We start from the raw sequence: 22,594 nt of genomic DNA, 5'->3' as shown, positions 1-22,594 counted from the left end.
ACATGCAATTTAATGAAGTTTTAAAAAAGCTCTCAAATTACGAACCCGGCAAGGATATCGAAGTGATTGCTAGAGAATACGGCGTTAAAGAAGTTATCAAGCTAGCCAGCAATGAAAATCCCTTTGGCACTTCGCCTAAGGTACAAAAGATCTTGCAAGAAAATGCAGCTAAGGCACATTTGTATCCTGATGATAGCATGAGCGAACTAAAAGCAAAGCTTAGCTCTAAATTTGGCTTAAAAAATGAGAATATTATTATCGGTGCTGGAAGCGATCAAGTGATAGAATTAGCAATTCATGCAAAGCTAAATTCTAAAAATGCCTTTTTGCAAGCTGGAGTTACTTTTGCGATGTATGAAATTTATGCCAAGCAATGCGCGGCAAAATGCTACAAGACAAGGTCTTTAACGCATGATTTGGCTGAATTTAAAGAAGCTTACTACAAGCATAAAGATGAAATTGCTATCATTTTTTTATGCGTTCCAAACAATCCCTTGGGCGAGTGCCCAAGTGCCTTAGAGCTTGAAAACTTCATCAAAGAAATTGATCCTAACTGCCTTGTTATCATCGATGCAGCTTATAATGAATTTGCAAGTTTTAAGGATAAAACTAAGCATTTAGAGCCTAAAAGCTTACTTGAGAACTTTAGCAATGTACTTTACCTTGGCACCTTTTCTAAGCTTTATGGCTTAGCAGGACTTAGGATAGGTTATGGGCTTGGCGGGGCTGAAATTATCAGTGCTTTGTATAAACTTAGAGCGCCTTTTAATGTGAGCAATTTGGCTTTAAAAGCAGCTGTTGGCGCGCTTGATGATGAGGATTTTTGTCAAAAAACCTTGGAAAATAACTTCTCGCAGATGAAAAGATACGAGGAATTTGCTAAGAAGCATTCTTTTAAGAGCATTGAGAGTTATACGAATTTTATCACTTATTTTTTTGATGAAAAAGAAAGCTCTGATCTGTCTGAAAAATTGCTTAAAAAAGGTATAATAGTGAGAAATTTAAAAAGTTATGGTTTAAATGCTATGCGTATAACTATAGGAACGCCTTATGAAAATGATCGTTTCTTCGAAGAATTTGAAAATATTTTAAGAGCTTAGCTTAGTTTAAGCTTCAAAATTTACTTTGGTATTTTCATTAAATTTTCTCCTATTGAAAATTTTTATCAAAAAATACTCGGCACAAATGTGATTATTATCAAAGAAAATTTAAAAATGGATTAATATTATCCTTTATCTTAAACCTTACAAAGTGCAAGATCGGCGAAAAAGTAAGGAAAATTTATGAAATATCCTAAGAATATAAAGAAAATTTTGTAAATTTATCCGCAAAAATACATTTTTTAGCATTTTTTTAACAAAAAGAGCTGAAAAATGGCTTAAGATAGTGTATAATAGTGCGAAATTTTAGCGATTTTTAGGATAGATTGAATGGAAGAGTTTAAAAATATGCTCCACCAAGTGGGGCAACTTTATCAAAATCTCACAAAAAAACAACGCATTGTTATCGCCGCTTCTATTGTCCTTGTCATTGCTTTTTTAGTGTTTTTAGCACTTTACAAAGGAGGAGGATCTGCTGATACAAATAGCTATGTTGTCTTGGTAGAAAATACAGACGCGAGTAACTCAGCTGCTATCGTAGCAAAACTTGAGCAAACGGGAGTTCCTTATAGATTACAAAATGAAAGAACTATACTCGTTCCGCAAGATCAAGTCGCTAGACAAAGAATGATGATCGCAAGCGAGGGCTTGATCAAAGATAGTAAAATGGGCTGGGAAGGCTATGACCAACAAGAATTTGGAGCGACTTCTGAGGCTGAAAGGATCAAGTATTTAAGAGCTATTCAAACTGAGCTTGCAAGAGCTATAGAGAGTCTAGAGCCTATCCAAAGAGCCAGTGTTTTTATAGCCTTACCTAAAGAAAGTGTTTTTGTCGAAAGACAAACTCCTCCAACAGCTGCTGTTGTTGTCAATATCAAAGAGGGTTTAAAACTTACCACAAAACAAATTGATGGGATTAAGTCCATAGTGGCTTCTTCAGTGCCAAAACTTTTACCTGAAAATGTTAAGATTGCCGATCAAAGAGGGCAACCTTTAGATGTACAAGGTGCTTATGATAGTGAAGTGGTTTTAGCACAAATTCAATACAAAAGAGATCATGAAAGAGAGCTTGAGGAAAAAATTGTCAATGTTTTAGCAAGATTTGCAGGTGGTGCTGATAAGGTCGTAGCTAATGTAAATATCGAGTATGATTTTTCTAAGGTGCAATCACAAAGTGAAATTTATGATCCAAATACCGTTGTTCGTAGTGAGCAAACCCTCAATGAAGAAAGACAAGGCAGGAAAGATCCTAGCGTGCAAGGAGTTCCAGGAGCTGTGTCGAATATAGGACCTGTTGAAGGGCTTGATGGAAATGGGCAGATTGATTGGAGTAAGAAAAATCAGGTAACAACCAATAATGAAATCTCAAAAACCATTACCAACACCCAAAAAGCTTTTGCAACGGTTATTAGAACAACAGCTGCTGTTATGATAGATGGTAAATACCAAAATACCACCGATGAAAATGGAGAAGTAAAAACAGAGTATGTGCCTTTGAGTGAGGCTCAAATTCAAAACATTACAAGAGTGGTTCAAGATACGATCAATTATAATGCCGCAAGGGGCGATCAAGTAACCGTAACAAATTTAGAATTTGACCGCCCAAGTGTCAAGGTTGAAAGTCAAGTAAAAACCTTTTATTCAAGGTTTATCGAACCTTTCATTCCGCCTGCTAAGTATTTTATTGCAGCGATTTTACTTTTCATTTTTTACAAAAAAGTTATCGCTCCATTTACAAAGAAAATGCTCGAAGATGTGGCTGCAGCCGAAGAACAAATGCGTGCTGAGGAAGGAATCATTGATGATGCTGAAGATGCTCTAGAGAAATTTAATGCTGCAAGAAAAAAAGTCGAAGAGCAACTTGGCTTTGGAGAGGGATTCAACGAAGATGCATTGCAATATGATATCTTACTTGAAAAGCTCAAAGAACTTGTTACGGATAAGAGTGAAGAAGTGGCAACCTTGCTTCAAACCTTGGTTGAAAATGATGCAGAGTATAAAGAATCAGTTGGTAAGGATATGTAATGATAAAGCTTTCTGAAGAACAAAAAATGATCTATGATGATCTTTCTACTTCCGAAAAAATAGCGATATTTTTGATTCAACTAGGAGAAGATACGACTACAGTTTTATTCTCTCATATGGATATTAATGTTATAACTGAGGTTTCTCGTTATATTGCTATGGCTAAACAGGTGGATAAATCAGTAGCCACGGCTGTTTTAGAAGAATTTTACACCCTACTTCAATCCAATCAATACATTAAAAGCGGTGGTCTTGATTACGCTAAAGAAATACTTTACCGCACTTTTGGTCCTGACATAGCCAATAAAATCTTAGAAAAACTTACCAAAAGTATGGAAAATAATCAAAATTTTGCATACTTAGCCCAAATCAAACCACAACAATTAGCAGATTTTATCACCAAAGAACACCCTCAAACTATAGCCTTAATCCTAGCTCATATGGATAGCATACACGCAGCTGAAACGCTTGAATATTTTAGTGATGAGCTTAGGGCTGAGGTTGTGATAAGAATGGCAAATTTAGGCGATATTTCTCCAAGCATCGTAAAAAGGGTTTCTGCCGTGCTTGAGAGCAAACTTGAAAGCCTTGCTTCTTATAAGGTCGAAGTGGGTGGTCCAAGAGCTGTTGCTGAAGTACTTAACCGCTTGGGTCAAAAGGCTTCAAAATCAACCATTACTTATATCGAACAAAGCGATGAAAAACTTGCTGAAACCATTAAGGATTTGATGTTTACCTTTGATGATATTTCAAAACTTGGCACTCAAGCTATAAGAGAAATTTTAAAAGTAGCCGATAAAAGAGATTTAATGGTAGGCTTAAAAGGAGCTAGCGAGGAGCTTAAGCAAAAATTCCTTGCTAATATGTCAAGCCGTGCGAGTGAGGCTTTCCTTGAGGAAATGGGCTTTTTAGGTGCTGTGCGTGTAAAAGATGTGGAAGAAAGCCAAAGAAAAGTGGTAGAGGTCGTGCAAAAGCTAGCAGAGCAAGGCTTAGTGCAAACAGGCGAAGCTGATGAAATGATAGAATAGGTCTAAAATGGCAAAAAATACGAATGTGATTTCTCATCTTAATTCAAGCGAACATGTGATTGATAGCTATCATTTTAAGGTGATGTCTGAGTTTAGCACTGAGGAGAAAAAACCAGCTCAAAGCTTAAATTCAACCCCAAAACAAGCACCCATTACAGAAAATGTAAATACAAAACAAATCACAGAGGATAACGCACAAACTGAAGAAGAAAAAACCGAACAAAATGAAGAGCTTGTAAGTCAAGAAAAAAATATTTTTCAATCTGATTTTGTGGAGGATTTGCTTAAAAAAACCGATGAAATGTCAGGAAATATCATCAAACTTCAAATGCAAATGGAAAGCAAAGAAAAAGAATTTGACACTCGCTTAAATACAGAACTTGAAAATGCAAAAGAAAAATTTACACAAGAAGGCTACAATCAAGCTAAGAATGAATTTGATAAAGAAATGGCTGAGTTAAAGGATAAATACCTAAAAAGTATTGCCAAGCTTGATGAAGCTTGTGTAAATTTAGATGTTTTTATCAGTAAAAACGAGCAAGAGCTTGCAAATACCGCCGTAGAAATCGCAAGAGAGGTGATTTCTAAAGAACTTGAAAATCATTCCAAAGAAATAGCCTTAAATTTAAGCAAAGAGCTTATGGCTGAGCTAAAAGATGCTTCAAATATAGAAATTAGGGTTAGCCCTGTGGATTATGATTTTATCAAATCACACCTGCAAGATAGTCATCTTAAAATCAGCCTTGATGATGCGATTAGCAAAGGAAGCGTGATTGTTTTAAGCGATACAGGAAATATAGAAGCAAATCTCAATTCAAGGCTTGCAAAAATCCAAAAGATGATTATAAAATGACAAAAACACTTCTTGCAGAACAAAATTTTAGTCACGAATTTTTATCCACTTTAAGCCTTAAAGAGCTTGAAGAACTTGCCTTTCATTTAAGAGAAAAAATCATTGAAGTAGTCAGCAAAAACGGAGGACATTTAAGCTCAAATTTAGGTGCTGTTGAACTCACTCTTGCTATGCACTGCGTTTTTGATGAAAAGGAAGTTCCTTTTATCTTTGATGTCTCTCATCAATCCTACGCACATAAAATTTTAACAAATAAAAAAAATTTTGACACTTTAAGAAAATTTGGCGGACTTAGTGGATACACAAAGCCTAGCGAGGGCGATTTTTTCATAGCAGGGCATTCAAGCACTTCTATATCCTTGCTTGTGGGAGTTTGTAAAGCTATAAATTTAAGAAAAGAAAATAAAATCCCAGTAGCTTTAATTGGCGATGGAGCTATGAGTGCTGGCATGGTTTATGAGGCTTTAAATGAGCTTGGGGATAGAAAATATCCGTGTGTGATTATTTTAAATGATAATGAAATGAGTATTTCAAAGCCCATAGGTGCGATTTCAAAATATCTTTCAGGCACTATGGCGACGCCTTTTTATCAAAAATTTAAAAAACAAGTGGGGCATTTTTTAGAATATTTGCCCCAAAGTGCTGCTTATATGGCAAAACGCTTTGAGGAAAGCTTTAAGATGATAACACCTGGTATGCTTTTTGAAGAGCTTGGACTTGAATATATAGGCGTTATCAACGGGCATGATTTAGCCGAGCTTATCAGTGTGCTTAAAAAAGCTAAAGCACTTCAAAAGCCTTGTATCATCCACGCTCAAACCATAAAAGGCAAAGGCTATAAAATGGCTGAGGGCAAAACAGCCAAATGGCACGGTGTGGGAGCTTTTGACATCCAAACAGGAGAATCTTTAAAAAAAGCTGAGGACAAAAAAACCACTACCCAGCTTTTTTGTGAGAATTTGCTAAATTTAGCCAAAAAGCACGAAAATATAGTAGGTGTAACAGCTGCTATGCCTAGTGGGACAGGGCTTGATGCTTTGATTGAGGCTTATCCTGAGCGTTTTTTTGATGTAGGCATTGCCGAGCAACACGCCGTTACTTCTATGGCGGCTATGGCAAAAGAGGGCTTTAAGCCTTTTATTGCAATTTACAGCACCTTTTTGCAAAGAGCTTATGACCAAGTAATTCACGATTGTGCTATTATGAATTTAAATGTCGTTTTTGCTATGGATAGAGCTGGGATTGTGGGCGAGGATGGAGAGACGCACCAAGGAGTATTTGACATTAGCTTTTTAGCAGCAATTCCTAATTTAAGCCTTTTAGCTCCAAGAGATGAGCTTATGATGAAAGAAATAATGCAGTATGCTTATACGCACGAGGGTTGTCTTGCTTTTCGCTATCCTAGAGGAAGCTTTATTTTAGATAAAGAATTTAGCCCCTGTAAAATCGCTTTTGCTAAGGCTCAGTTTTTAATCCAAAATGAAAGTAAAATTGCTTTTTTAGGCTACGGACAAGGTGTTGGCAGGGCAAAGCTTGTTTTAGATGAGTTTGAAAAAGAGGGTAAAAAGGACTTTGCAAATTTAGTTGATCTCATCTTTGCAAAGCCTTTAGATGAAGTGCTTTTAAGGGATTTAGCACAAAAAACAAAAATTTGGTTTATCTTTAGTGATAGTGCAAAAATCGGTGGCATAGGTTCTTTGCTGGCTGATTTTTTACAAAAACATGACTTAAATTTAAAGATCATCAGCTTTGAATATGATGATGAGTTCATCACGCATGGTGCGACAAGCGAGGTTGAGGCTAGCTTAGGGCTTGATACGACAAGCTTGAAACAAAAAATTTCTTCTATACTAAAATAATAAATAAACTTTAGAGAAAGTCCTATTTTTTAACAAGCTTTAGTTTATCTATGCTGTTGCCGTCCATTTTTTTTACTTCATAGTAACAAAGCTCATCTTCAGCCCTATCGCCCACAACAGGCAAACGACCAAGTAGATTAAACACATAACCACCTATGGTAACTTGTTCTAAATTTTCAGCATAAGAGATATCTAAAAGCTCTTCAACGCTTGTTATATCGCAACGCCCTTTAAATTCATAGATATTATCGGCAAGCTTTTTATAATACTCATCTGTATCATCATGTTCATCTTTAATGTCGCCAAAAATTTCCTCCATAATGTCTTCCATGGTGATAATGCCAGCCGTTCCGCCATACTCATCAACGACAAGTGCGGTGTGGCTTCTTTCTTTGTTCATTCTTACAAGAACTTTTGAGATAGAAACGCTTTCAGGCACTAAAAACATAGGACGCACAAATTCATCTAAGGGCTTTTTTTCTTCACTTAATTCATTTTGCATCAAATCTCTGATATGTATCATTCCTAAAATATTATCTTTAGAGCCATCTATGTAAGGAAAACGAGTATGCTTGCTTTCACAAACGATTTTCATATTTTCTTCATAACTTTTACTTTTATTTAAACAAATCATATCTTTTCTAGGACTCATTACCTCTTTTGCTACAGTATCAGAAAAATCAACAGCATTGCGGATAATCTCTGTTTCAAATTCATCTAAAACTCCGCCTTTTTGGCTCTCACTTGCAATGATCTTGATCTCTTCTTCGCTATGCGTAAGCTCGCTATCTTTTGCGGGCTTAATGCCTATGATTTTTAAAGAACTTGCTGCTAAAAAATCAAAGGTTTTGATACAAGGTAAAAAAAGAAGCCAAAACAAATGCAAGGGCTTTGCAACAAAAAGCACCGTTTTTTCAGCCATGGCAATAGCCATACTTTTTGGTACAAGTTCTCCTAAAACCACATGTAAAAGTGTTATTAGCGTAAAGGCTATGACAAAAGCTATAGTATGAGCAAGTGTTGTAGAAACTCCCAAAGGTTCAAAATAATGCACCAAAAGTCTTGCAATGGCAGGCTCTCCAAGCCAACCAAGTGCCAAAGAACTAAGCGTTATACCAAGCTGACATGCACTAAGATAAGTATCAAGAGAAGATGAAATTTCTAAAGCTCTTTTTGCATTGGGTTTGCCCTCTTTGACGAGTTCTTCAAGCTTAGAACGACGCACTTTAACAATGCTAAATTCAGACAAAACAAAAAAACCATTTAAAAAGACGAAAAATAAGGCAACTAAGATCATTATAGTAGAATATCCCGCATCAAAAGATGCAGTTGTAGCTATACTCTGGCTGGGGTCCAAAGAAAACTCCTTTAAAAATAAAATGTCTCATTATACCAAATTTAAATTTAAAAAATAACTTAAATAAAAAATTCTATTTTATTTTTTAAAATTTATACACACAATAAAAGGCTTTGAAAAAACAAAGCCTTTTTTTCATTTGATATTTTGAGCAGCCTTTTTCAAACGACCCTTATTAATCGCTGATTTCGCTTCAATCTTATCAATCTCAGCATTAGCTTCCGCAAGATTTACAGCCTTTCCAACCTGAATAATACCCGACATATTCATAGCTTGATGAGGTGTACAAATATAAACATACACACCTTCTTTTTCAAGCTTGTATGTAAATTTTTCATTGATCTTGCCCTTAAAAGCACTTGCTCCCTCTGGCACAAGCCTACTAACCGCATCGTGACTCTTATCTGTTGGGATAAAGGTAACACTATCGCCCACTTCAGCTTTCACAAAAGCTGGCTCAAAAGCCATAACGCCGTCTTGACCCTTGTTGAGCATTTTAATCTCTATGTCCTTTGCCTGAGCATTTAGAGCAAAAAAGATCAAAAATGACAAAGCTAAAAGAATTTTTTTCATGTTTGTATCCTTTCAAAGAATTTAATAAACAGGATAAATAGTATCTAAAATTTCATTAAAATAAAATTAATATTAATTATTATATTTTAAATATACTCTATAATTAGCAAAATTTATCACTTTTTAACATATAAAAATATACAATACAAAATTTAAAGCTTTCAAAAAAGGAGAAAAAATGCCCCTAGTTAATATCAAACTTGCAAAGCCAGCCTTAAGCAAGGAGCAAAAGGCTGAACTTATGGCTGATATAACAAGGCTTTTAAGCGATAAATACAATAAAAATAAAGAAAGAATAGTTGTTGTCATAGAGGATATAGAAGATTATGATATAGCCTTTGGTGGTAAAAGCGTGGAAGCGATTAAGGCTGAGGGCAAATAGCTTTAAATTTATCTTGCTAAGGCTTAAATATGCTGTGTTTAAAAGCTTTATAAGAATTTAAAAAACAAATCAAAAAGGAAAAAAGATGAAGGAATTACAAATAGGAGATAAGGCTCCAAGCTTTAGCCTCTTAAATCAAGATGGCATTCAGGTAAATTTGAAGGACTTTTTGGGTAAAAAAATCATACTTTATTTTTATCCAAAGGATGATACTCCGGGTTGTACTACTGAGGCTTGCGAATTTAGCGAGCTTTATGAGGACTTTGGGGGCAAAAATGCTGTTATCATAGGCATAAGTGCAGATAGCACAATCTCTCATCAAAAATTTATCTCTAAATTTAAGCTTAAACATATCTTATTAAGTGATAGCGATAAAGAAGTTTGCAAGGCTTATGGAGCTTGGGGCGTGAAAAAAAACTACGGCAAGGAATATGAGGGGCTAATCCGCTCAACCTTTGTCATAGATGAGGAGGGCAAAATAGCTCAAATTTATAAAAATGTAAGGGCAAAGGATCACGCTGCTAAGGTCTTAGAGGCTCTTTAATGCTAGTTCATATTTGCTGTAGTGTAGATAGTCATTATTTTATCCAAGAGCTTAGAAAGGCTTATCCTAAAGAAAGGATAGTGGGCTTTTTTTATGATCCTAATATCCATCCTTACAGCGAGCATGAGCTTCGCTTTTTAGATGTGAAAAGAAGCTGTGATAAGCTGAAAATCAAGCTTTTTAAAGGAGAATATGATTATGAAAGCTGGCTAAGGGCTGTAAGAGGCTATGAAGATGAGCCTGAAAAGGGTGCAAGATGCAAGATTTGCTTTGATAAAAGAATGGAAAAAAGCGTTGAATTTGCTGTAAAAATAGGAGAAAAAAAGCTTACAACCACCCTTTTAACAAGTCCTAAAAAGGATTTAGAGCAACTTCAAAAGGCCTTACAAAAGGAATGCGATCCTTACGGAATAGAGTTTTTAGCCCCTGATTTTAGGAAAAATGGAGGCACACAAAGGCAGTTTGAGCTAGCCAAAAAGGATATGCTTTATCATCAAAATTATTGTGGCTGTTTATATGGGCTTTTTAAGCAAAAGCAAAATAAAAGCTTTATTGATGAGCTAATTTGCCCTGTGAATAAGCAAATTTTACCAGCTAGTATAGAGGCCAGAACAAAGCTTTATAAAAGGGTCATTGAGCTTGAAAAAAAAGGCATTGCCTTTAAGATAGAGAGGGAGAAATTTCTAAACTACCGCCTTTTTAATGCCTCTGTTAAGGTCGATAAAAAGGCTCTTCAAAGCCATGTTTTATTTTATTCTCATTTTAAAAATGCCTATACTCGCTTTTCTCAAAACGAAGAGCTTAAATTTGAGCTAAAAAGCAATAAAGATGAGCTTATTTTTTGGGATTTTGAATATTTTAATTCTCTGTGTAAGCATAAATTTAAAGACTTTGAAGAGCTTTTAAAAAAGCCTTTAAGCATAGAAAAAGAAATCGCTCTTAGAGCTAAAATGCTTGGTGCATACAATCTAAGCCCTGTTTTTATCTGTCAAAACTTACCAAAAGGCAGGATAGAAATAAGTGCAAAGAGTGAAATTTATTTTGATGTGAGAGAAAGGATAGTTAAGCTTTAAAATTTCCCTCACTTAGATCACTTCTTGTCTTTTTGCTTTGAATTAAAATTTATAGATAAAAGAGGCATTTACGCCAAAATAATGTGTATCAAGCTTGTCCTTAGATACCTCATCATCGCCTTTAGTGCCAAAAGCGTATTTGTAAAAACCGCCCACTTCTATCCTCATAGCTTCAGTGAAATAATAATCAGTGCCTAAAGCCAAAGAAGCCTTATGTTTGTAAGGCATGCTAAAAAACATATTGCGTCCTTGTGGATTGCTGTTACCTCCCATACGCATAGCCCTTTTTCTACTTTCAAACATTAAATTTTCATATCCAAGCGTAAGCATTACAGCACTTTCATCAGTGAGATAAAAGCGATTTTCAAATCCAGCCAAAGCACTTAAGGTATAGATATTTTGAGAATTTGCACTCAAGCTTATAGAACCTGTTTGTTCGCTAAATTGATCAAAAAAATGAAGAGCATGCCCAAGTCCCAAGTAAGGCTTAATAGCAAATTGCCCACTTTCAAAAACATAACCCAAAGTCCCCTCAGCTCCTAATTGAAAAAATTTAGATTTCGTTGAGCTTTTGCCGATATTTTGCAAGTTTCTACTTATATCCATAAAAGAACCAGCCCAATAAGCTCCAAGATCAAATTCCATATTCTCATCAAAAGGCATGTAAATTTTATCATACAAACTTAGGCTAAAATTATGACTTGAGTTATCAGTTTCATGATAAGAGCTATCTTGCTTCGTTTTACCATAAGCATAACCTACACCAAAACTTATGCCATGATTTTCAACCCTTGAAAACATACTTGCGTTAAAACCGCCCAAAAAGCCCTTATTTGCACCTGCTATACCCATTCCAACGACATTAAGATTAAAAGAATGATTTGTTTGCCTACTTATGATCTGTCTTAAAACATCATCATTCAAACTTGCTAGATATACTTTTTTAAGTTTTGATATATCTGCTAAGCCGGAATTTCTTGAACTAAAAATTTGTCTTGAGGATTCAAGTTTAGCATTACTAACCATCGTATCCATAGTCGTCAAAGGGGTACTTATATGACCTGTGCTAACTCCTGTTTTTATATCTTGTACGGCTTGTTTTGCCTCAGCCTCAGTTTTAAAAACTCCCGGATATTCTTGCATGAGTGTGCTAAAAACTTGTTTATCATTTTTATCTGTAAGCTCTCCTTCGATCTTATCAATCTTGCCTTGATCGACTTTGTTTGTGAGTTTTCCACTATTTATATCAAATTTAGTATCAAGAAAAGCCCCTGTATTGACATTTAAATTTACTCCATCTTGTAAGCCCTGTATGCTTCCTGTTACAAGTTGAATCTCTCCTGTTTTAGCATTTGTAAGATCTATATTGACCTTGCCGCTACCATTATTGCTTAAATTACCAATGATTTGTCCCATATTTCCATTTGAATCTGCTGAGAAATTTAGGGTTGAATTATTAACAAAATTACTTGTTTGTATCGTTCCACCTGCGATATTAAAGCTTGATCCTGAGTCATTTCTCGTCTCTCCTGCAACCTCAACCTTACCCTTTGAGATATTTATCACTCCTCCTGAGGTATTGATAAAATTACTTCTGGCTATGAGATTTCCACCTGTTACATTAAGAGTTGAACCTGTTTTGTTAGTGATTTCGCCCTTTATATCGAGTGTTCCGCCATTAATGTTTATATCTGATACTTGCGCACCCCAAAGATCACCACCTGAAACAGCGTCTCCACCATGCGTTGCTATAAATTTACCATTGATCGTTACGCTCCCACCATTAAGCGTAAAAACAGCACCACCTCCATAACCAGGATCATAAGGACTGAAAGTTCCGCCCTCATTAATAGCCTGTCCTCCATTTTCAAAATCGCCATTGATAATGACATTTCCATTGTTATTAACAAAATTTGCTATACCATTTTTACCGCCAACCGGATTGCCTATATTTTGTATGCGTGTGCCTGTAAGGGTTATCGTGCCGTTGTTATTATTTACATCTTGCAATCTTATCAGAGTTGCTTGTATGGTTAAATTTGCTCCTTGTGCGACATTGATAGTGCCTTGATGAATGAAACTCGTTGTTGTTTGAGAAATATTAGAAAATACAGCTCTTGAATTTGCACCTAAGTTGAGGTTTAAACCTCCGGCAAATCTTACCTTAGAAGCTCCACCATAATCAGTACCACTTGTGTTTATAGTATTTCCACTTGAATTAACCGTCAAGCTTGCACCATCATTTATGGTCATTCCGCCCTTGTCTATGGCTAGGGCATGAACGCCATTTATTGTGGCTTCTAAATTCGCACCAAGGGTAATACCACCTGAATACCAAGTGCTTGTATTATCTTGAAAATTTAAGCTGTATTTTCCCCCTGCTTGACCCGTGATACTAAAGCCCTTAACATTCCCATAGCCAACAGTGGTTACATCATAGCTTGGCTTGCTTTTTTCCCCAGTTATAGTATCGCTTTGAGTGCCTGTTATGCTAACGCTTGCAGGTAAATTACTCGTATAAGAAGCAGCATGCAAGCCACAAGCAAAACAGCTCAAAACAGAACTTATCTTTATAAATTTTTTTATTATCAATTTTTTATCCCAAATTTCTTTCTTACCGCTTTCAAAGCAAATTTTAAAAGCATAAGTTTATTATTTTACAAAAAAAAAAAAATGTTAAAGTTAATACGGCAAAAAATTTTAAATTTTTTAGCTTTTTTTACAAAAAATTTAAAAAAACTTAAACTAAACTAAAAAATATCTTCAAAATATAAAAAATTTCTTAAATTCTTTGAAGCTGAATTTATAAATTTAAGTTACAATTTCACATATTATTTTTTAAGGCTTTATCTTTGGAAAAATATACAAATGATCATAAAATTTCGGTAAAAAGCATAGAAATAGAGGGACAAAATAAGGCAAATCAAATTTTACACAAGGGACAGCTCATCTTTGCAAACGAAAGCAAAGAAGCCATTTTTCCACCAAAAGTAGCCCTAAAACAAGTCATTAACTACTACACAACCCAAGTAAAAAACGCCTCACCCAAAACAAAACTTCCTTTCGTAAAAAGCGATTTTAAAAAATCTTTTCAAAGCCCTGTTTTAGCATGGCTTGGACATTCTTCAGCCTTTTTAGCATTTAGAAATTTTAAAATTCTCATTGATCCGCTTTTTACTATGCACGCTTCGCCCATTAAATTTATCAATCAAGCCTTTAAACAAACGCATTGTTTTAAAGCTGAAGACTTTGGCGAGGTCTTTGCTGTTTTAATCACGCATTCGCATTTTGATCATCTGGATAAAAAAAGCATTTTAGCTCTTAAAAATAAAGCCACACTTTTTATCGCTCCTCTAAAAGTAGGACAATACTTAAAAAAATTTGGCATTGAAAGCGAACGCATAGCTGAGTTTGACTGGTGGCAAGGAGCTTTATTTGAGTGTGGGAAAAATGAAAGTGTCAAAATCATCGCCACACCCTCACAGCACAATTCAAACAGGGGAGATGGTTTTAACAAAAGTCTTTGGGCTTCTTTTGTCTTTGAGTTTAGCGGAAAATTTGGAGTGAAAAGACTTTTTTGGAGTGCTGATGGAGGCTATGCTACGCATTTTAAGAAAATCGGCGATCTTTTTGGAGGCTTTGATCTTGCTTGCCTTGAAAGCGGACATTTTAACAAGGCTTGGCAAAGCTCGCATTCTTTTCCTGAGCAAATCGTAAAAGAAGCCCATGATCTTAACGCAAAGGCTGTGATGAGTATCCATTGGGCGAGGTTTAAGGCTGGTACTCATGGCTGGAACGAGCCTGTGAAATTTTTGCACTCAGCCTTTAAAGAGCTTCATTTGCCCTATCTTACGCCAAAAATAGGACAACTCATCGAGCTTGATAAGGAATTTGATGAGAGTTTAAAAGAAAAATGGTGGGACGAAAACTAAGCTAAAGGCTATTTTACACCTAAGAATTTAAGCAAATTCTTAGGGAGAAGGGCTATAATTCTTGTGTGTTTTATTTTATTTATTATTAAAATCTATCAAGATAAAATCTCAGCCTTAATGCTTTTCTTGTCTTAATATTTTTTAAATATAATAAATTAAAATACAGCTATCAAAAATTAAGAAGCTAAAATGAAGCGATTTGCTATCATAATTGCACTTTGTGCCTTTTCAGGCTTTGTCCTTAGCGGATACAGGATATGAAATGATTTAAAAAAGGCTTTTACTCAAACATTTCTCTTAAAATGCTTTCTAGTTTTTTTATTTCTTTTTCTTCAAGTCTTTTACTCCTTGTTTTAACGCGTCTTATTTGATCGCAAAGATCAAAGCCTTTTTTATCGGGTAAAGTTAAGCGCATCATTAAAGCATCTTTAAGCTGTTCATTGTCCCAGCCCTTTCTACTTGCTTTTAAAGGCTTGAGCAAAAGCCCTTCATCACAAAGCTTAAGTGCAATTTCACAATCTTGCAACTTAGCTTCTTCGATGATATTTTTAGGTAATCTTATGCCTTGTGAATTGCCTATTTTGATAAGTTTAACCATGATTTGCCTTTCAAAAAGTAATTACAAAATAATTATATTGTTTTTGCTTTAAAGCAAGATTAAAAGCTTACCTTTTTTTAAAATCTTTAGTTGTCCTAAACTTTTTTAAAAAATGGCACAAAAAGCTGGTAAGCCAAATCCCAAAGAAAGAAAATACATTTCTTCCTTGTCTTAAATTTCTAGCTTCTTATATTTTATCTTATCTTTCACACCTGCTTTTTCAAAGCCTCTTAGTCTAAGCAAGCAGCTATCACACTCCCCGCAAGCCATATCCTCGCTCTCATAGCAAGACCAAGTAAGCTCTAAGGGTACATTTTCTTGCAGTGCTAGGGCTACGATTTGTCCCTTATTAAGCTCAAGTAAAGGGGCTTCAAGGCTTACTTTAAAATTCTTACTCGTTCCCTCGTTAATGAAATTTTGAGCCTGTTTAATAAAACTTTTCGTGCAATCTGGATAGCCACTGCCATCTTCTTCAACCACGCCTATAAAAATGCTTTCGCAAGCTTCCTTTTCTGCCAAGCTTCCGGCTATGCTCAAAAAAATGCCATTTCTAAAAGGCACATAGGTAATGGGTGGATTTTCTCCTTTGTTAAGCTCATTTTTTGGAATGGCTAAACCCGTGTCAGTAAGGGCATTTGCACCGATTTGCTTGATAAAATGAGCGTCTAAAATGTAAGATTTACTCACATTTAAAGCCTTGCAAATTTGCTCAAAACACCGCCTTTCTTTATCTTCCGTGCGTTGAAGATAGTCAAAGTGAAGCGCTATGATCTCATAACCTTGCTTTTTTGCTAAATACGCACAAAGCGTGCTGTCCATACCGCCACTGATGATACAAAGGGCTTTTTTGCTCATTTTTTATCCTTTAAATTTTTTGCGTTTAGGATTTTAGCTAAATTTTTTAAATTTGATAGGCAAAAGCTTGGTTAAATTGTGTTAAAATTACGAAAAAATAAGGATCAAACAATGATAAGTGTAAATTTAATCGAACATATTTTCAAAGCTGCTTCTATAAGTCGCTGGAATGATTATCCTAGAATGGCAAATTTAGTCGAACTTGATAAGCAAGCTCATAAATTTATCATCGCTTATTTTATCGCAAAAATGGAAAAAGATGTGGATATGAGGGTGATTATCGAGGGTGGAATTTTCGAGTTTTTAAGCCGTGTTGTGGTAACTGATATCCGCCCTGATGTGTATCACGAAATCGTGCGTCAAAAAAAAGATGAGGTCAATGCTTGGGTTTTAAGCAAGATCGAGCCTTTGATCGAGGATATCGAAGAAGGAGCGTTTTTAAGCCGTTTTGAGAGCTATTTAAACTCGAAAGAATACGCCAAAGAAAGACTCATTTTAAAGGCTGCTTCGTATTTTGCGACAAAATGGGAATTTAACATAGTGTATCAAACCTCAGCTTTTTTAAATGATATTGATGAGATTAAAAATAAGGTCGAGGAGGAGCTGGAGGATTATTATGAACTCATTGGGGCTAGGAAAATTGCTTTAAATCAAAAAATTGCTAAAATTATCGATCTAAGCGGGAGACTTCGCTTTCAAAAGCGTTGGGCGCAAACGCCTAGAATTCCAGAAACAGCCGTGCTTGGCCATATGCTTGTGGTGGCGATTTTGAGCTATTTTTACTCGCTTAAAATTAAAGCTTGCGATAAGAGGCTTGAGAATAATTTTTATTGTGCCTTGTTTCATGATCTTCCTGAAAGTCTTACAAGAGATATTATAAGCCCTGTAAAATACGGCATTGAGGGACTTCACGAGCTTATTGGCGAATATGAAATGAAGCTTATTAATGATAGAATTTTACCCTTTGTGCCAAGTGATTTAAAAGATGAATTTGCCTATATTTTGGGCATTAGAAAGGAAGAAACGAGCGAGGGCGTTAAATTTATCAAAAACGAGTTTGAAAATCGTATCTTTAAAAACGGCATTGCAAGTGCTTTTAGCGGGAGTTTAAACTCATGCAATGAAAACGAACTTGGAGCAATTGATGGCAAAGCACTGAAGTATTGCGATAAAATCGCTGCTTTCATAGAAGCTGGACTTTCCATAAGCTATGGGGTAAAATCTAGGGAGCTTGAGAGCGGATTTTTGGGAATGTTTGAGTTTTTCAAAGATCAGCCCAGCATTCAAGCTGTAAATTTTTATGAAATCTGTGAAGAATTTATGCAGTATTTTAATCTTTATAAAATTTTAGAGATAAAAACCGAGTAAAAACCCTTTCCCAGATGACTGCGGCACACACTAAGATCAAGTGCTCTGCTGTGTTCCCACCCTGAAGCGGTGCTTAAAAATAGCATTGCACAGGTCTAAGAAAGAGCAAAATGATAATAACGAAAAAAAGCTTAAAAAGCTTTGAATGATAAAAAGCATATAAATTTCAATGATTTCAAGCATAATTAATCATTTTAAAGCTATAATCAAAGCAAAAAGGAGAGACTATGAAATCAAAAACAAGTCTTTTTGATGCTTCAAATTCGCTTTTTTTGGGTATTGATATCCAAGAAAGGCTGATTCCTGTGATGTGTTACAAAGATAAGGTGCTTAAAAATGCAAATACCCTACTTAAAGCTGCTCAAATTTTTGGTATAAAAACTCTTATTACTGAACAATACCCAAAAGGGCTTGGTTCAACCTGCAAACAAATAGAGTTTGAAAGCATTGAGGATTTGAGCAAACTTGAAAAACATAGTCCAAAACCTCAATGCAAGCTCTTGGAAAAAATCTCTTTTTCTGTCTTTGCAGATGAGCAAATTTGTGCCTTCATCAAAGAACAAGCTCCTAAAAATTTGTTTATCTTTGGTATAGAAACTCATGTTTGCGTGCTTCAAAGTGTTATTCATGCTTTAGAGCTTGGTTATAAGATTTGGCTTATTGAAGATTGTTTAAGTTCCAGAGCAAAAGAAAATCATCAAAATGCTCTAGAGCTAATGAGGGATCTAGGAGCAAATATTACCAATGTTGAAAGTGTGCTTTTTGGACACATGCTTGATGCAAAAAATGAAAATTTTAAAGCCATTAGTGGCTTGATAAAGTGAAAAAAAGATGAATTTAATGCCTTTTGAGCAAAGCCTTGAGCTTTTGCACTCTCATATCAAATCTTACGAAAAAATTGAAAAAATAGCCATTACTCAGTGTTTAGATAGGATTTTGGCTGAAGATATCGTTGCTTTACAAGACTATCCAGCCTATCCTACAGCTTCAATGGACGGCTTTGCGATAAAATTTAGCGAACAAGATGAAAACTTGGATATCTTGGGTATGACCCCGGCAGGTTCTATGCCTTGTTTTAGCCTAAAGGGCAAGGATTGTGTGAAAACTTATACAGGTTCTTTGATGTGTGAGGGTAGTGATACCCTTGTGCCGATTGAAAATGTCGAGATCAAAGAAAATTTGCTCTTAATCAAAGAAAAAGTAAATCTTGGTTTTGCAGTAAGAAAGGTAGGAGAAAGTTATAAAAAAGGCGAGCTTTTGCTAGCCAAAGGCACAAAGCTTTCTTATAGTGAGCTGGCTTTGCTTGCTGAGCTTGGGTATTTTCATATCGCTGTTTTTATTAAGCCTGTGGTTGGAATTTTAAGTAGTGGAAATGAGATCAAGGATTTGGGAGAAAGCTTAGAAAATCCAGCACAAATTCGCTCATCAAATCACATAGCCCTAGCCAACCTAGCAAAAAAACTTGGAGCAAATGCCATTATCTTTCCTCTTTTAAAAGACGATGAAAATCTTGTTAAAACAAGTCTTTCAAACGCCTTAAAAAGCTGTGATATTTTAGTAAGCACGGGTGGGGTTTCTATGGGGGATTTTGACTTTTTGAAAAAGGCTATGCGTGAGTATGAACTGATCATTGACAAGGTTAGTGTTAAACCGGGTCGTCATATCAAAATAGCTAAATTTGAAGACAAATTTATACTTGCACTGCCCGGCTTTCCTTATTCTTCCATGGTCATGTTTAGCCTTTTTGCAAGAGAGATCTTAAATTCTTGGCTTTTGCAAGAAAAAATACATATTTTTGAGGCTTTTTTAAGAGAAGATTTTGAAAAAAAATCGCCTTTTTTGGAATTTGTAGCTTGTAATGTGAGCTTTGAAGGTGGTAAAATTTATGCTGATTTAAAGGGCAAAAAACAAGGCTCAAGTGCTATCATAGGAAATTTAAATCATCAAAGTGCTTTAATGCTTGCACCAAACTCGCTTAAAAAAGGAGAACTTGTAAAAATCATGCTTATGCCTTAAAACTCGTCAAGCAAAACCTTAAGTTCTTGTGCATTACTTGGATTATAAAAACTTACATAAGCTGTAAAAACCTGCAAGGCTTCACTTCTTTGACCTAAATAAAGCTTGCTCTTGATAAAAATTTCCCAAGCCTCTGGGTTATTTTTATCAATTTCATTTGCTTTTAAAGCCCAAAATTTACTCTTTTCATAAGCCTTATTTTCAAAATAAAAATGAGCTAATAAAATGGCATTTTTAAAACTTGGCTTTTTATAAAAATCTCTTTTAGTTTGAGCAGGATTTAAGGCATATGCACGAACATAAATTTTCTCTTTTTTCGTATCTTCTTTATTTTCATTTTCTGCTTTGTCAATACGCCTTTGTAAAAGAACTTCTTGTTTTTGTGTTTTTATCTTTGCAAGTTCAAGTTTTTGAGTCAAATTTTTCTTTTCTTTAAGAGCTAAATTTAGTGCTTCTTCTTTTTCTTGGTGCATAAGGAAGAAAAAATACAGACCACAACATAAAAATACACAAGAAATAATGAGCAAAAATCTCTTCATCAAGCGTTTTAGTCTAAATTTTTTATATCTTTCTTCAAGTTCTAAGATCTGAGTTTTTGTCATAACTATCCTAATAAATTATGGTGCAAAGCACAAAGTTCTAAAAGTTCTTTATGCTTTTTGATAATATTTTCCTTTTGGTAAAAGGTTTCAAGTTTTAAAAAAGTTTCAAAAATCTTATCTAAGCTTCTTAAATTTGAAAAACAAACCCTATCAAGCCATTTTAAATGAGCCTTTTTAAATCCACTTATTTCATGCTTTTGTTCAATATAAATCCTAAGTTCTTCTAAGCTTAAATCCCCAAGCCTAAGCTCTATACCAAGTCTACTTTTTAAATGCATTTCTTCAAATAAAGCTTGTTTTTTATGCAAGCTCAAAACAAAATATACATTATGCAAATCACTTAAAATACGAATCTTCTCAAGCAAACACTCATCATACATGCCTACCTCATCAAGTAAAAATATAAATTTATCCTCTTTTTTACTTCTTAAAATATCAAATAAACTTTGAAAATCAAGAATTTTATCCTCATGAAAAGCTTTTTTATATAAGCTTGCTAAAAATGTCTTTTCCTCAAAAAATGGTTCATTCAAAAGTAAAAAATTATGTTTTTTAGCAAGAAACTCAAGTAAAAAACTCTTACCGCTACCACTTTTTCCTATCAATAAAATAAGTCTTTTATTGGAATTAAGAGCAGCTAAAATACTCTCATAAGCTAAAATTTGACTTTTAAGCTTAATAAAATTCATATGCTAAAACCCAGATCAGTTAAAGAGGGTGGACTATTTTCCATAGAAACGATGAGAGGAGTAATGATAAAAACTATTTCTGTGGTGTTTGAGCTATTTTCTTCTCCTCTAAATAAATTCCCAAAAAGAGGAATTTTAGATAAAAAATGAATGGAGTTTTCATCACTTGCTTCATTTTTGCTGATCAATCCTCCTAAAATAAGTGTTTGGTTATTTTCAACCTGAACAACAGTAGAAAGCTTTTTTTGCACTGTATCAGGGGCTATGGCACGGGGTATATCTTGGCGACGATTATCCTGAACATACTTAAAATCACTCAAACTTGGATTTATCCTCAGCATAATCTTGTCTTCATCTGAAATTTCTGGCAAAATATTAAGCAAAATACCCACAAAAATGGAATAATTATTATAAATTTCGCTCACTGTCGTACCGCTATCTGTACTTTTCGAACTTTCTTTGACTTGATAATTAATCGTATCGCCTACTGAGATTATGGCTTGTTGATTATTTAAAGCCATAAGTTTTGGATTTGAAAGAACCTTTGTTTCTCCATTGCTTGAGAGAAAATTTAAAACCGAATTAAAATCAATCCCAGCCCTAAGTCCTAAATTTTTAACAAAAAATGATCCATTGTTATTGCTTTGAAAATTTATAAATGAATTTGTATCTGTAGCTTGTGAGCTAAAATTGATATTAAAATTTTGCCAATTTATCCCACTAGAATGCGTTTTATTGAGTTTTACAGCGATGATACTTACATCAATAATAACTTGTTTTTTTAATCTTTCTTGTAAATTTTTGATATAGCTACTGACAAGCTTAAGTTGATTGAAAGTGCCACTTATCGTGATAAGTCCCGCATTTGCATTGATGATAGGATTTTTAGCTCCTTCCTCCCGATCAGCTTGTTCTAAAAGTTCAAACAATTCCTTTTCTATAGTTTCCCAAAAATCAAATTTTTCAAGCGTTTTGATCATATTATCATCAAGATTTTCATCTGCACTCGCAAGATTTTGTCTTGCTCTTGTATCGACCGAAGCCTTTGTGATACTTTGTCCCTCTCTTATAGAGGTTATATAACTAAGCTTAAAACTTTGAGTTTTTATATAAGAAATAGCAAGGACCTTGCCATTAAAATCATAGTGTAGGTTATTTTCTTGAAGCAAAAGATCAAAAATTTCTTTCAAACTCATTTGTTTGATATAGATATTTTTTTGCATTTGACTAAGTTTTTGTTTTGATTTTTCATCTTTAACCACAATACTAAAAGTGCAAAGTAAGGCTAATTCTTGCAAACTTTCCTCTAAACTCACTTCCTCTAAAATTTGTATATCAAAAAGATTTTTTTGACAAGAATTTGCCTCGGCATAAGAAAGGACACAAAGAAATACAAAAATAAATTTAAGGGATAAGAATTTTATGGTTAATCCTTTTTAGACTAAGTTTAAAAGAATATTCATCTTCTTTTATCATTACAAAATCACTTTTTATAGCTTCTAATCTCAAATTCTTAGAAATCACATCGCCTTGTTTATACCACTTTCCATTTATCTTTGCTTTTTTGGGAAACAAAGCTTGCAAATAAAGCTGATTTTGTGTGTCTTCAAAAGGACTTTCTAAACTTAAAACATCAAAAGTGTATATGCTCTGCAAATTTGTAAAATAAGTCTTATAATCAGCCATAGCAAAAGAAATCATGCAAGCTGACAAGACGGCAAAGCATATACTCTTATTCAA

The 22,594-nt window shown here is 34.5% G+C and carries 21 protein-coding genes and 1 other RNA gene; 12 read left to right on the top strand and 10 right to left on the bottom strand.

What is annotated here, in order from left to right; genetic code table 11:
* The first annotated feature begins 2 nt into the window (after positions 1 to 2).
* The 5 genes from hisC to dxs all read left to right on the top strand — a co-directional run bounded on the left by hisC (position 3) and on the right by dxs (position 6,865).
* Positions 3 to 1,100 carry a histidinol-phosphate transaminase gene (gene hisC / locus DMB92_RS07340; protein WP_142682407.1) on the top strand — a complete coding sequence of 366 codons (1,098 nt, stop codon included), beginning with the start codon at positions 3 to 5 and terminating at the stop codon, positions 1,098 to 1,100.
* Between the two features lie 330 nt (positions 1,101 to 1,430).
* Positions 1,431 to 3,125, top strand: a complete 1,695-nt coding sequence (gene fliF / locus DMB92_RS07335) for a flagellar basal-body MS-ring/collar protein FliF (RefSeq protein ID WP_142682406.1) — start codon at positions 1,431 to 1,433, stop codon at positions 3,123 to 3,125.
* Positions 3,125 to 4,153 (top strand): flagellar motor switch protein FliG, encoded by a 1,029-nt coding sequence (gene fliG / locus DMB92_RS07330; protein WP_142682405.1) that lies wholly within the window; start codon positions 3,125 to 3,127, stop codon positions 4,151 to 4,153. Before fliF ends, fliG begins: the two co-directional genes overlap by 1 nt.
* A 7-nt stretch (positions 4,154 to 4,160) precedes the next feature.
* Positions 4,161 to 5,006 (top strand): flagellar assembly protein FliH, encoded by an 846-nt coding sequence (fliH, locus tag DMB92_RS07325; RefSeq protein ID WP_142682404.1) that lies wholly within the window; start codon positions 4,161 to 4,163, stop codon positions 5,004 to 5,006.
* Positions 5,003 to 6,865, top strand: coding sequence for a 1-deoxy-D-xylulose-5-phosphate synthase (dxs, locus tag DMB92_RS07320; protein ID WP_142682403.1), 1,863 nt, complete (start codon positions 5,003 to 5,005; stop codon positions 6,863 to 6,865). Before fliH ends, dxs begins: the two co-directional genes overlap by 4 nt.
* A 22-nt stretch (positions 6,866 to 6,887) precedes the next feature.
* Here the strand turns inward: dxs and DMB92_RS07315 are convergent, their stop codons facing one another.
* Positions 6,888 to 8,222 carry a hemolysin family protein gene (locus tag DMB92_RS07315; protein WP_142682402.1) on the bottom strand — a complete coding sequence of 445 codons (1,335 nt, stop codon included), beginning with the start codon at positions 8,220 to 8,222 and terminating at the stop codon, positions 6,888 to 6,890.
* A gap of 135 nt (positions 8,223 to 8,357) precedes the next feature.
* Entirely contained in the window at positions 8,358 to 8,795 is a 438-nt protein-coding gene (locus DMB92_RS07310) for a pseudoazurin (RefSeq protein ID WP_142682401.1), read from the bottom strand.
* A gap of 178 nt (positions 8,796 to 8,973) precedes the next feature.
* On the opposite strand from DMB92_RS07310, the gene DMB92_RS07305 reads away from it, so the two are divergent.
* The 3 genes from DMB92_RS07305 (at position 8,974) to DMB92_RS07295 (ending at position 10,794) form a co-directional block, all read left to right on the top strand.
* Positions 8,974 to 9,177 (top strand): tautomerase family protein, encoded by a 204-nt coding sequence (locus DMB92_RS07305; protein ID WP_142682400.1) that lies wholly within the window; start codon positions 8,974 to 8,976, stop codon positions 9,175 to 9,177.
* A gap of 85 nt (positions 9,178 to 9,262) precedes the next feature.
* On the top strand, positions 9,263 to 9,721 hold the full coding sequence (bcp, locus tag DMB92_RS07300; protein WP_142682399.1) for a thioredoxin-dependent thiol peroxidase: 459 nt from the start codon (positions 9,263 to 9,265) through the stop codon (positions 9,719 to 9,721).
* Positions 9,721 to 10,794 carry an epoxyqueuosine reductase QueH gene (locus DMB92_RS07295; RefSeq protein ID WP_142682398.1) on the top strand — a complete coding sequence of 358 codons (1,074 nt, stop codon included), beginning with the start codon at positions 9,721 to 9,723 and terminating at the stop codon, positions 10,792 to 10,794. The genes bcp and DMB92_RS07295 overlap by 1 nt, the downstream gene beginning before the upstream one ends.
* Positions 10,795 to 10,836: 42 nt before the next feature.
* Here DMB92_RS07295 and DMB92_RS07290 read toward each other — a convergent pair whose 3' ends face one another.
* Positions 10,837 to 13,386 carry an autotransporter domain-containing protein gene (locus tag DMB92_RS07290; RefSeq protein WP_142682397.1) on the bottom strand — a complete coding sequence of 850 codons (2,550 nt, stop codon included), beginning with the start codon at positions 13,384 to 13,386 and terminating at the stop codon, positions 10,837 to 10,839.
* 287 nt (positions 13,387 to 13,673) lie between these two features.
* On the opposite strand from DMB92_RS07290, the gene DMB92_RS07285 reads away from it, so the two are divergent.
* On the top strand, positions 13,674 to 14,726 hold the full coding sequence (locus DMB92_RS07285) for an MBL fold metallo-hydrolase (RefSeq protein ID WP_142682436.1): 1,053 nt from the start codon (positions 13,674 to 13,676) through the stop codon (positions 14,724 to 14,726).
* A 280-nt stretch (positions 14,727 to 15,006) separates the two neighbouring features.
* Here the strand turns inward: DMB92_RS07285 and DMB92_RS09295 are convergent, their stop codons facing one another.
* Both DMB92_RS09295 and queC read right to left on the bottom strand, forming a co-directional pair.
* Positions 15,007 to 15,324, bottom strand: a complete 318-nt coding sequence (locus DMB92_RS09295) for a hypothetical protein (protein ID WP_221886253.1) — start codon at positions 15,322 to 15,324, stop codon at positions 15,007 to 15,009.
* Between the two features lie 171 nt (positions 15,325 to 15,495).
* Entirely contained in the window at positions 15,496 to 16,179 is a 684-nt protein-coding gene (queC, locus tag DMB92_RS07275; RefSeq protein WP_142682396.1) for a 7-cyano-7-deazaguanine synthase QueC, read from the bottom strand.
* Positions 16,180 to 16,290: 111 nt separating this feature from the next.
* On the opposite strand from queC, the gene DMB92_RS07270 reads away from it, so the two are divergent.
* Positions 16,291 to 17,547 (top strand): HD domain-containing protein, encoded by a 1,257-nt coding sequence (locus DMB92_RS07270; protein ID WP_142682395.1) that lies wholly within the window; start codon positions 16,291 to 16,293, stop codon positions 17,545 to 17,547.
* Between the two features lie 4 nt (positions 17,548 to 17,551).
* Here the strand turns inward: DMB92_RS07270 and ffs are convergent.
* An RNA gene (ffs, locus tag DMB92_RS07265) (signal recognition particle sRNA small type) lies at positions 17,552 to 17,649 on the bottom strand.
* 125 nt (positions 17,650 to 17,774) lie between these two features.
* On the opposite strand from ffs, the gene DMB92_RS07260 reads away from it, so the two are divergent.
* Together DMB92_RS07260 and DMB92_RS07255 are read left to right on the top strand one after the other, a co-directional pair.
* Positions 17,775 to 18,371, top strand: coding sequence for an isochorismatase family protein (locus tag DMB92_RS07260; RefSeq protein WP_142682394.1), 597 nt, complete (start codon positions 17,775 to 17,777; stop codon positions 18,369 to 18,371).
* Between the two features lie 7 nt (positions 18,372 to 18,378).
* On the top strand, positions 18,379 to 19,563 hold the full coding sequence (locus DMB92_RS07255) for a molybdopterin molybdotransferase MoeA (RefSeq protein WP_260604777.1): 1,185 nt from the start codon (positions 18,379 to 18,381) through the stop codon (positions 19,561 to 19,563).
* Here DMB92_RS07255 and DMB92_RS07250 read toward each other — a convergent pair.
* Genes DMB92_RS07250 through DMB92_RS07235 form a run of 4 tightly spaced genes read right to left on the bottom strand, consistent with a single transcriptional unit; the run spans position 19,560 to position 22,594 of the window.
* Positions 19,560 to 20,165 (bottom strand): transformation system protein, encoded by a 606-nt coding sequence (locus tag DMB92_RS07250; RefSeq protein WP_142682393.1) that lies wholly within the window; start codon positions 20,163 to 20,165, stop codon positions 19,560 to 19,562. The genes DMB92_RS07255 and DMB92_RS07250 overlap by 4 nt on opposite strands.
* A 2-nt stretch (positions 20,166 to 20,167) precedes the next feature.
* Positions 20,168 to 20,854, bottom strand: coding sequence for an ATP-binding protein (locus tag DMB92_RS07245; RefSeq protein ID WP_142682392.1), 687 nt, complete (start codon positions 20,852 to 20,854; stop codon positions 20,168 to 20,170).
* Entirely contained in the window at positions 20,851 to 22,278 is a 1,428-nt protein-coding gene (mshL, locus tag DMB92_RS07240) for a pilus (MSHA type) biogenesis protein MshL (protein ID WP_409513403.1), read from the bottom strand. The genes DMB92_RS07245 and mshL overlap by 4 nt, the downstream gene beginning before the upstream one ends.
* Positions 22,259 to 22,594 carry a hypothetical protein gene (locus tag DMB92_RS07235; protein ID WP_142682390.1) on the bottom strand — a complete coding sequence of 112 codons (336 nt, stop codon included), beginning with the start codon at positions 22,592 to 22,594 and terminating at the stop codon, positions 22,259 to 22,261. The genes mshL and DMB92_RS07235 overlap by 20 nt, the downstream gene beginning before the upstream one ends.

This window comes from Campylobacter sp. MIT 99-7217 (assembly GCF_006864365.1).
Classification (GTDB): domain Bacteria; phylum Campylobacterota; class Campylobacteria; order Campylobacterales; family Campylobacteraceae; genus Campylobacter_D.
The sequence above is the reverse complement of the archived record's forward strand: the minus strand, read 5'-3'. Positions and strand labels throughout refer to the sequence as shown.

Excerpts from the sequence above, each read along its gene's own strand:
- hisC (WP_142682407.1), top strand. The coding sequence starts at position 3 with ATGCAATTTAATGAAGTTTTAAAAAAGCTCTCAAATTACGAACCCGGC.
- fliF (WP_142682406.1), top strand. The coding sequence starts at position 1,431 with ATGGAAGAGTTTAAAAATATGCTCCACCAAGTGGGGCAACTTTATCAA.
- fliG (WP_142682405.1), top strand. The coding sequence starts at position 3,125 with ATGATAAAGCTTTCTGAAGAACAAAAAATGATCTATGATGATCTTTCT.
- fliH (WP_142682404.1), top strand. The coding sequence starts at position 4,161 with ATGGCAAAAAATACGAATGTGATTTCTCATCTTAATTCAAGCGAACAT.
- dxs (WP_142682403.1), top strand. The coding sequence starts at position 5,003 with ATGACAAAAACACTTCTTGCAGAACAAAATTTTAGTCACGAATTTTTA.
- DMB92_RS07310 (WP_142682401.1), bottom strand. The coding sequence starts at position 8,795 with ATGAAAAAAATTCTTTTAGCTTTGTCATTTTTGATCTTTTTTGCTCTA.
- DMB92_RS07305 (WP_142682400.1), top strand. The coding sequence starts at position 8,974 with ATGCCCCTAGTTAATATCAAACTTGCAAAGCCAGCCTTAAGCAAGGAG.
- bcp (WP_142682399.1), top strand. The coding sequence starts at position 9,263 with ATGAAGGAATTACAAATAGGAGATAAGGCTCCAAGCTTTAGCCTCTTA.
- DMB92_RS07295 (WP_142682398.1), top strand. The coding sequence starts at position 9,721 with ATGCTAGTTCATATTTGCTGTAGTGTAGATAGTCATTATTTTATCCAA.
- DMB92_RS09295 (WP_221886253.1), bottom strand. The coding sequence starts at position 15,324 with ATGGTTAAACTTATCAAAATAGGCAATTCACAAGGCATAAGATTACCT.
- queC (WP_142682396.1), bottom strand. The coding sequence starts at position 16,179 with ATGAGCAAAAAAGCCCTTTGTATCATCAGTGGCGGTATGGACAGCACG.
- DMB92_RS07270 (WP_142682395.1), top strand. The coding sequence starts at position 16,291 with ATGATAAGTGTAAATTTAATCGAACATATTTTCAAAGCTGCTTCTATA.
- DMB92_RS07260 (WP_142682394.1), top strand. The coding sequence starts at position 17,775 with ATGAAATCAAAAACAAGTCTTTTTGATGCTTCAAATTCGCTTTTTTTG.
- DMB92_RS07255 (WP_260604777.1), top strand. The coding sequence starts at position 18,379 with ATGAATTTAATGCCTTTTGAGCAAAGCCTTGAGCTTTTGCACTCTCAT.
- DMB92_RS07250 (WP_142682393.1), bottom strand. The coding sequence starts at position 20,165 with ATGACAAAAACTCAGATCTTAGAACTTGAAGAAAGATATAAAAAATTT.
- DMB92_RS07245 (WP_142682392.1), bottom strand. The coding sequence starts at position 20,854 with ATGAATTTTATTAAGCTTAAAAGTCAAATTTTAGCTTATGAGAGTATT.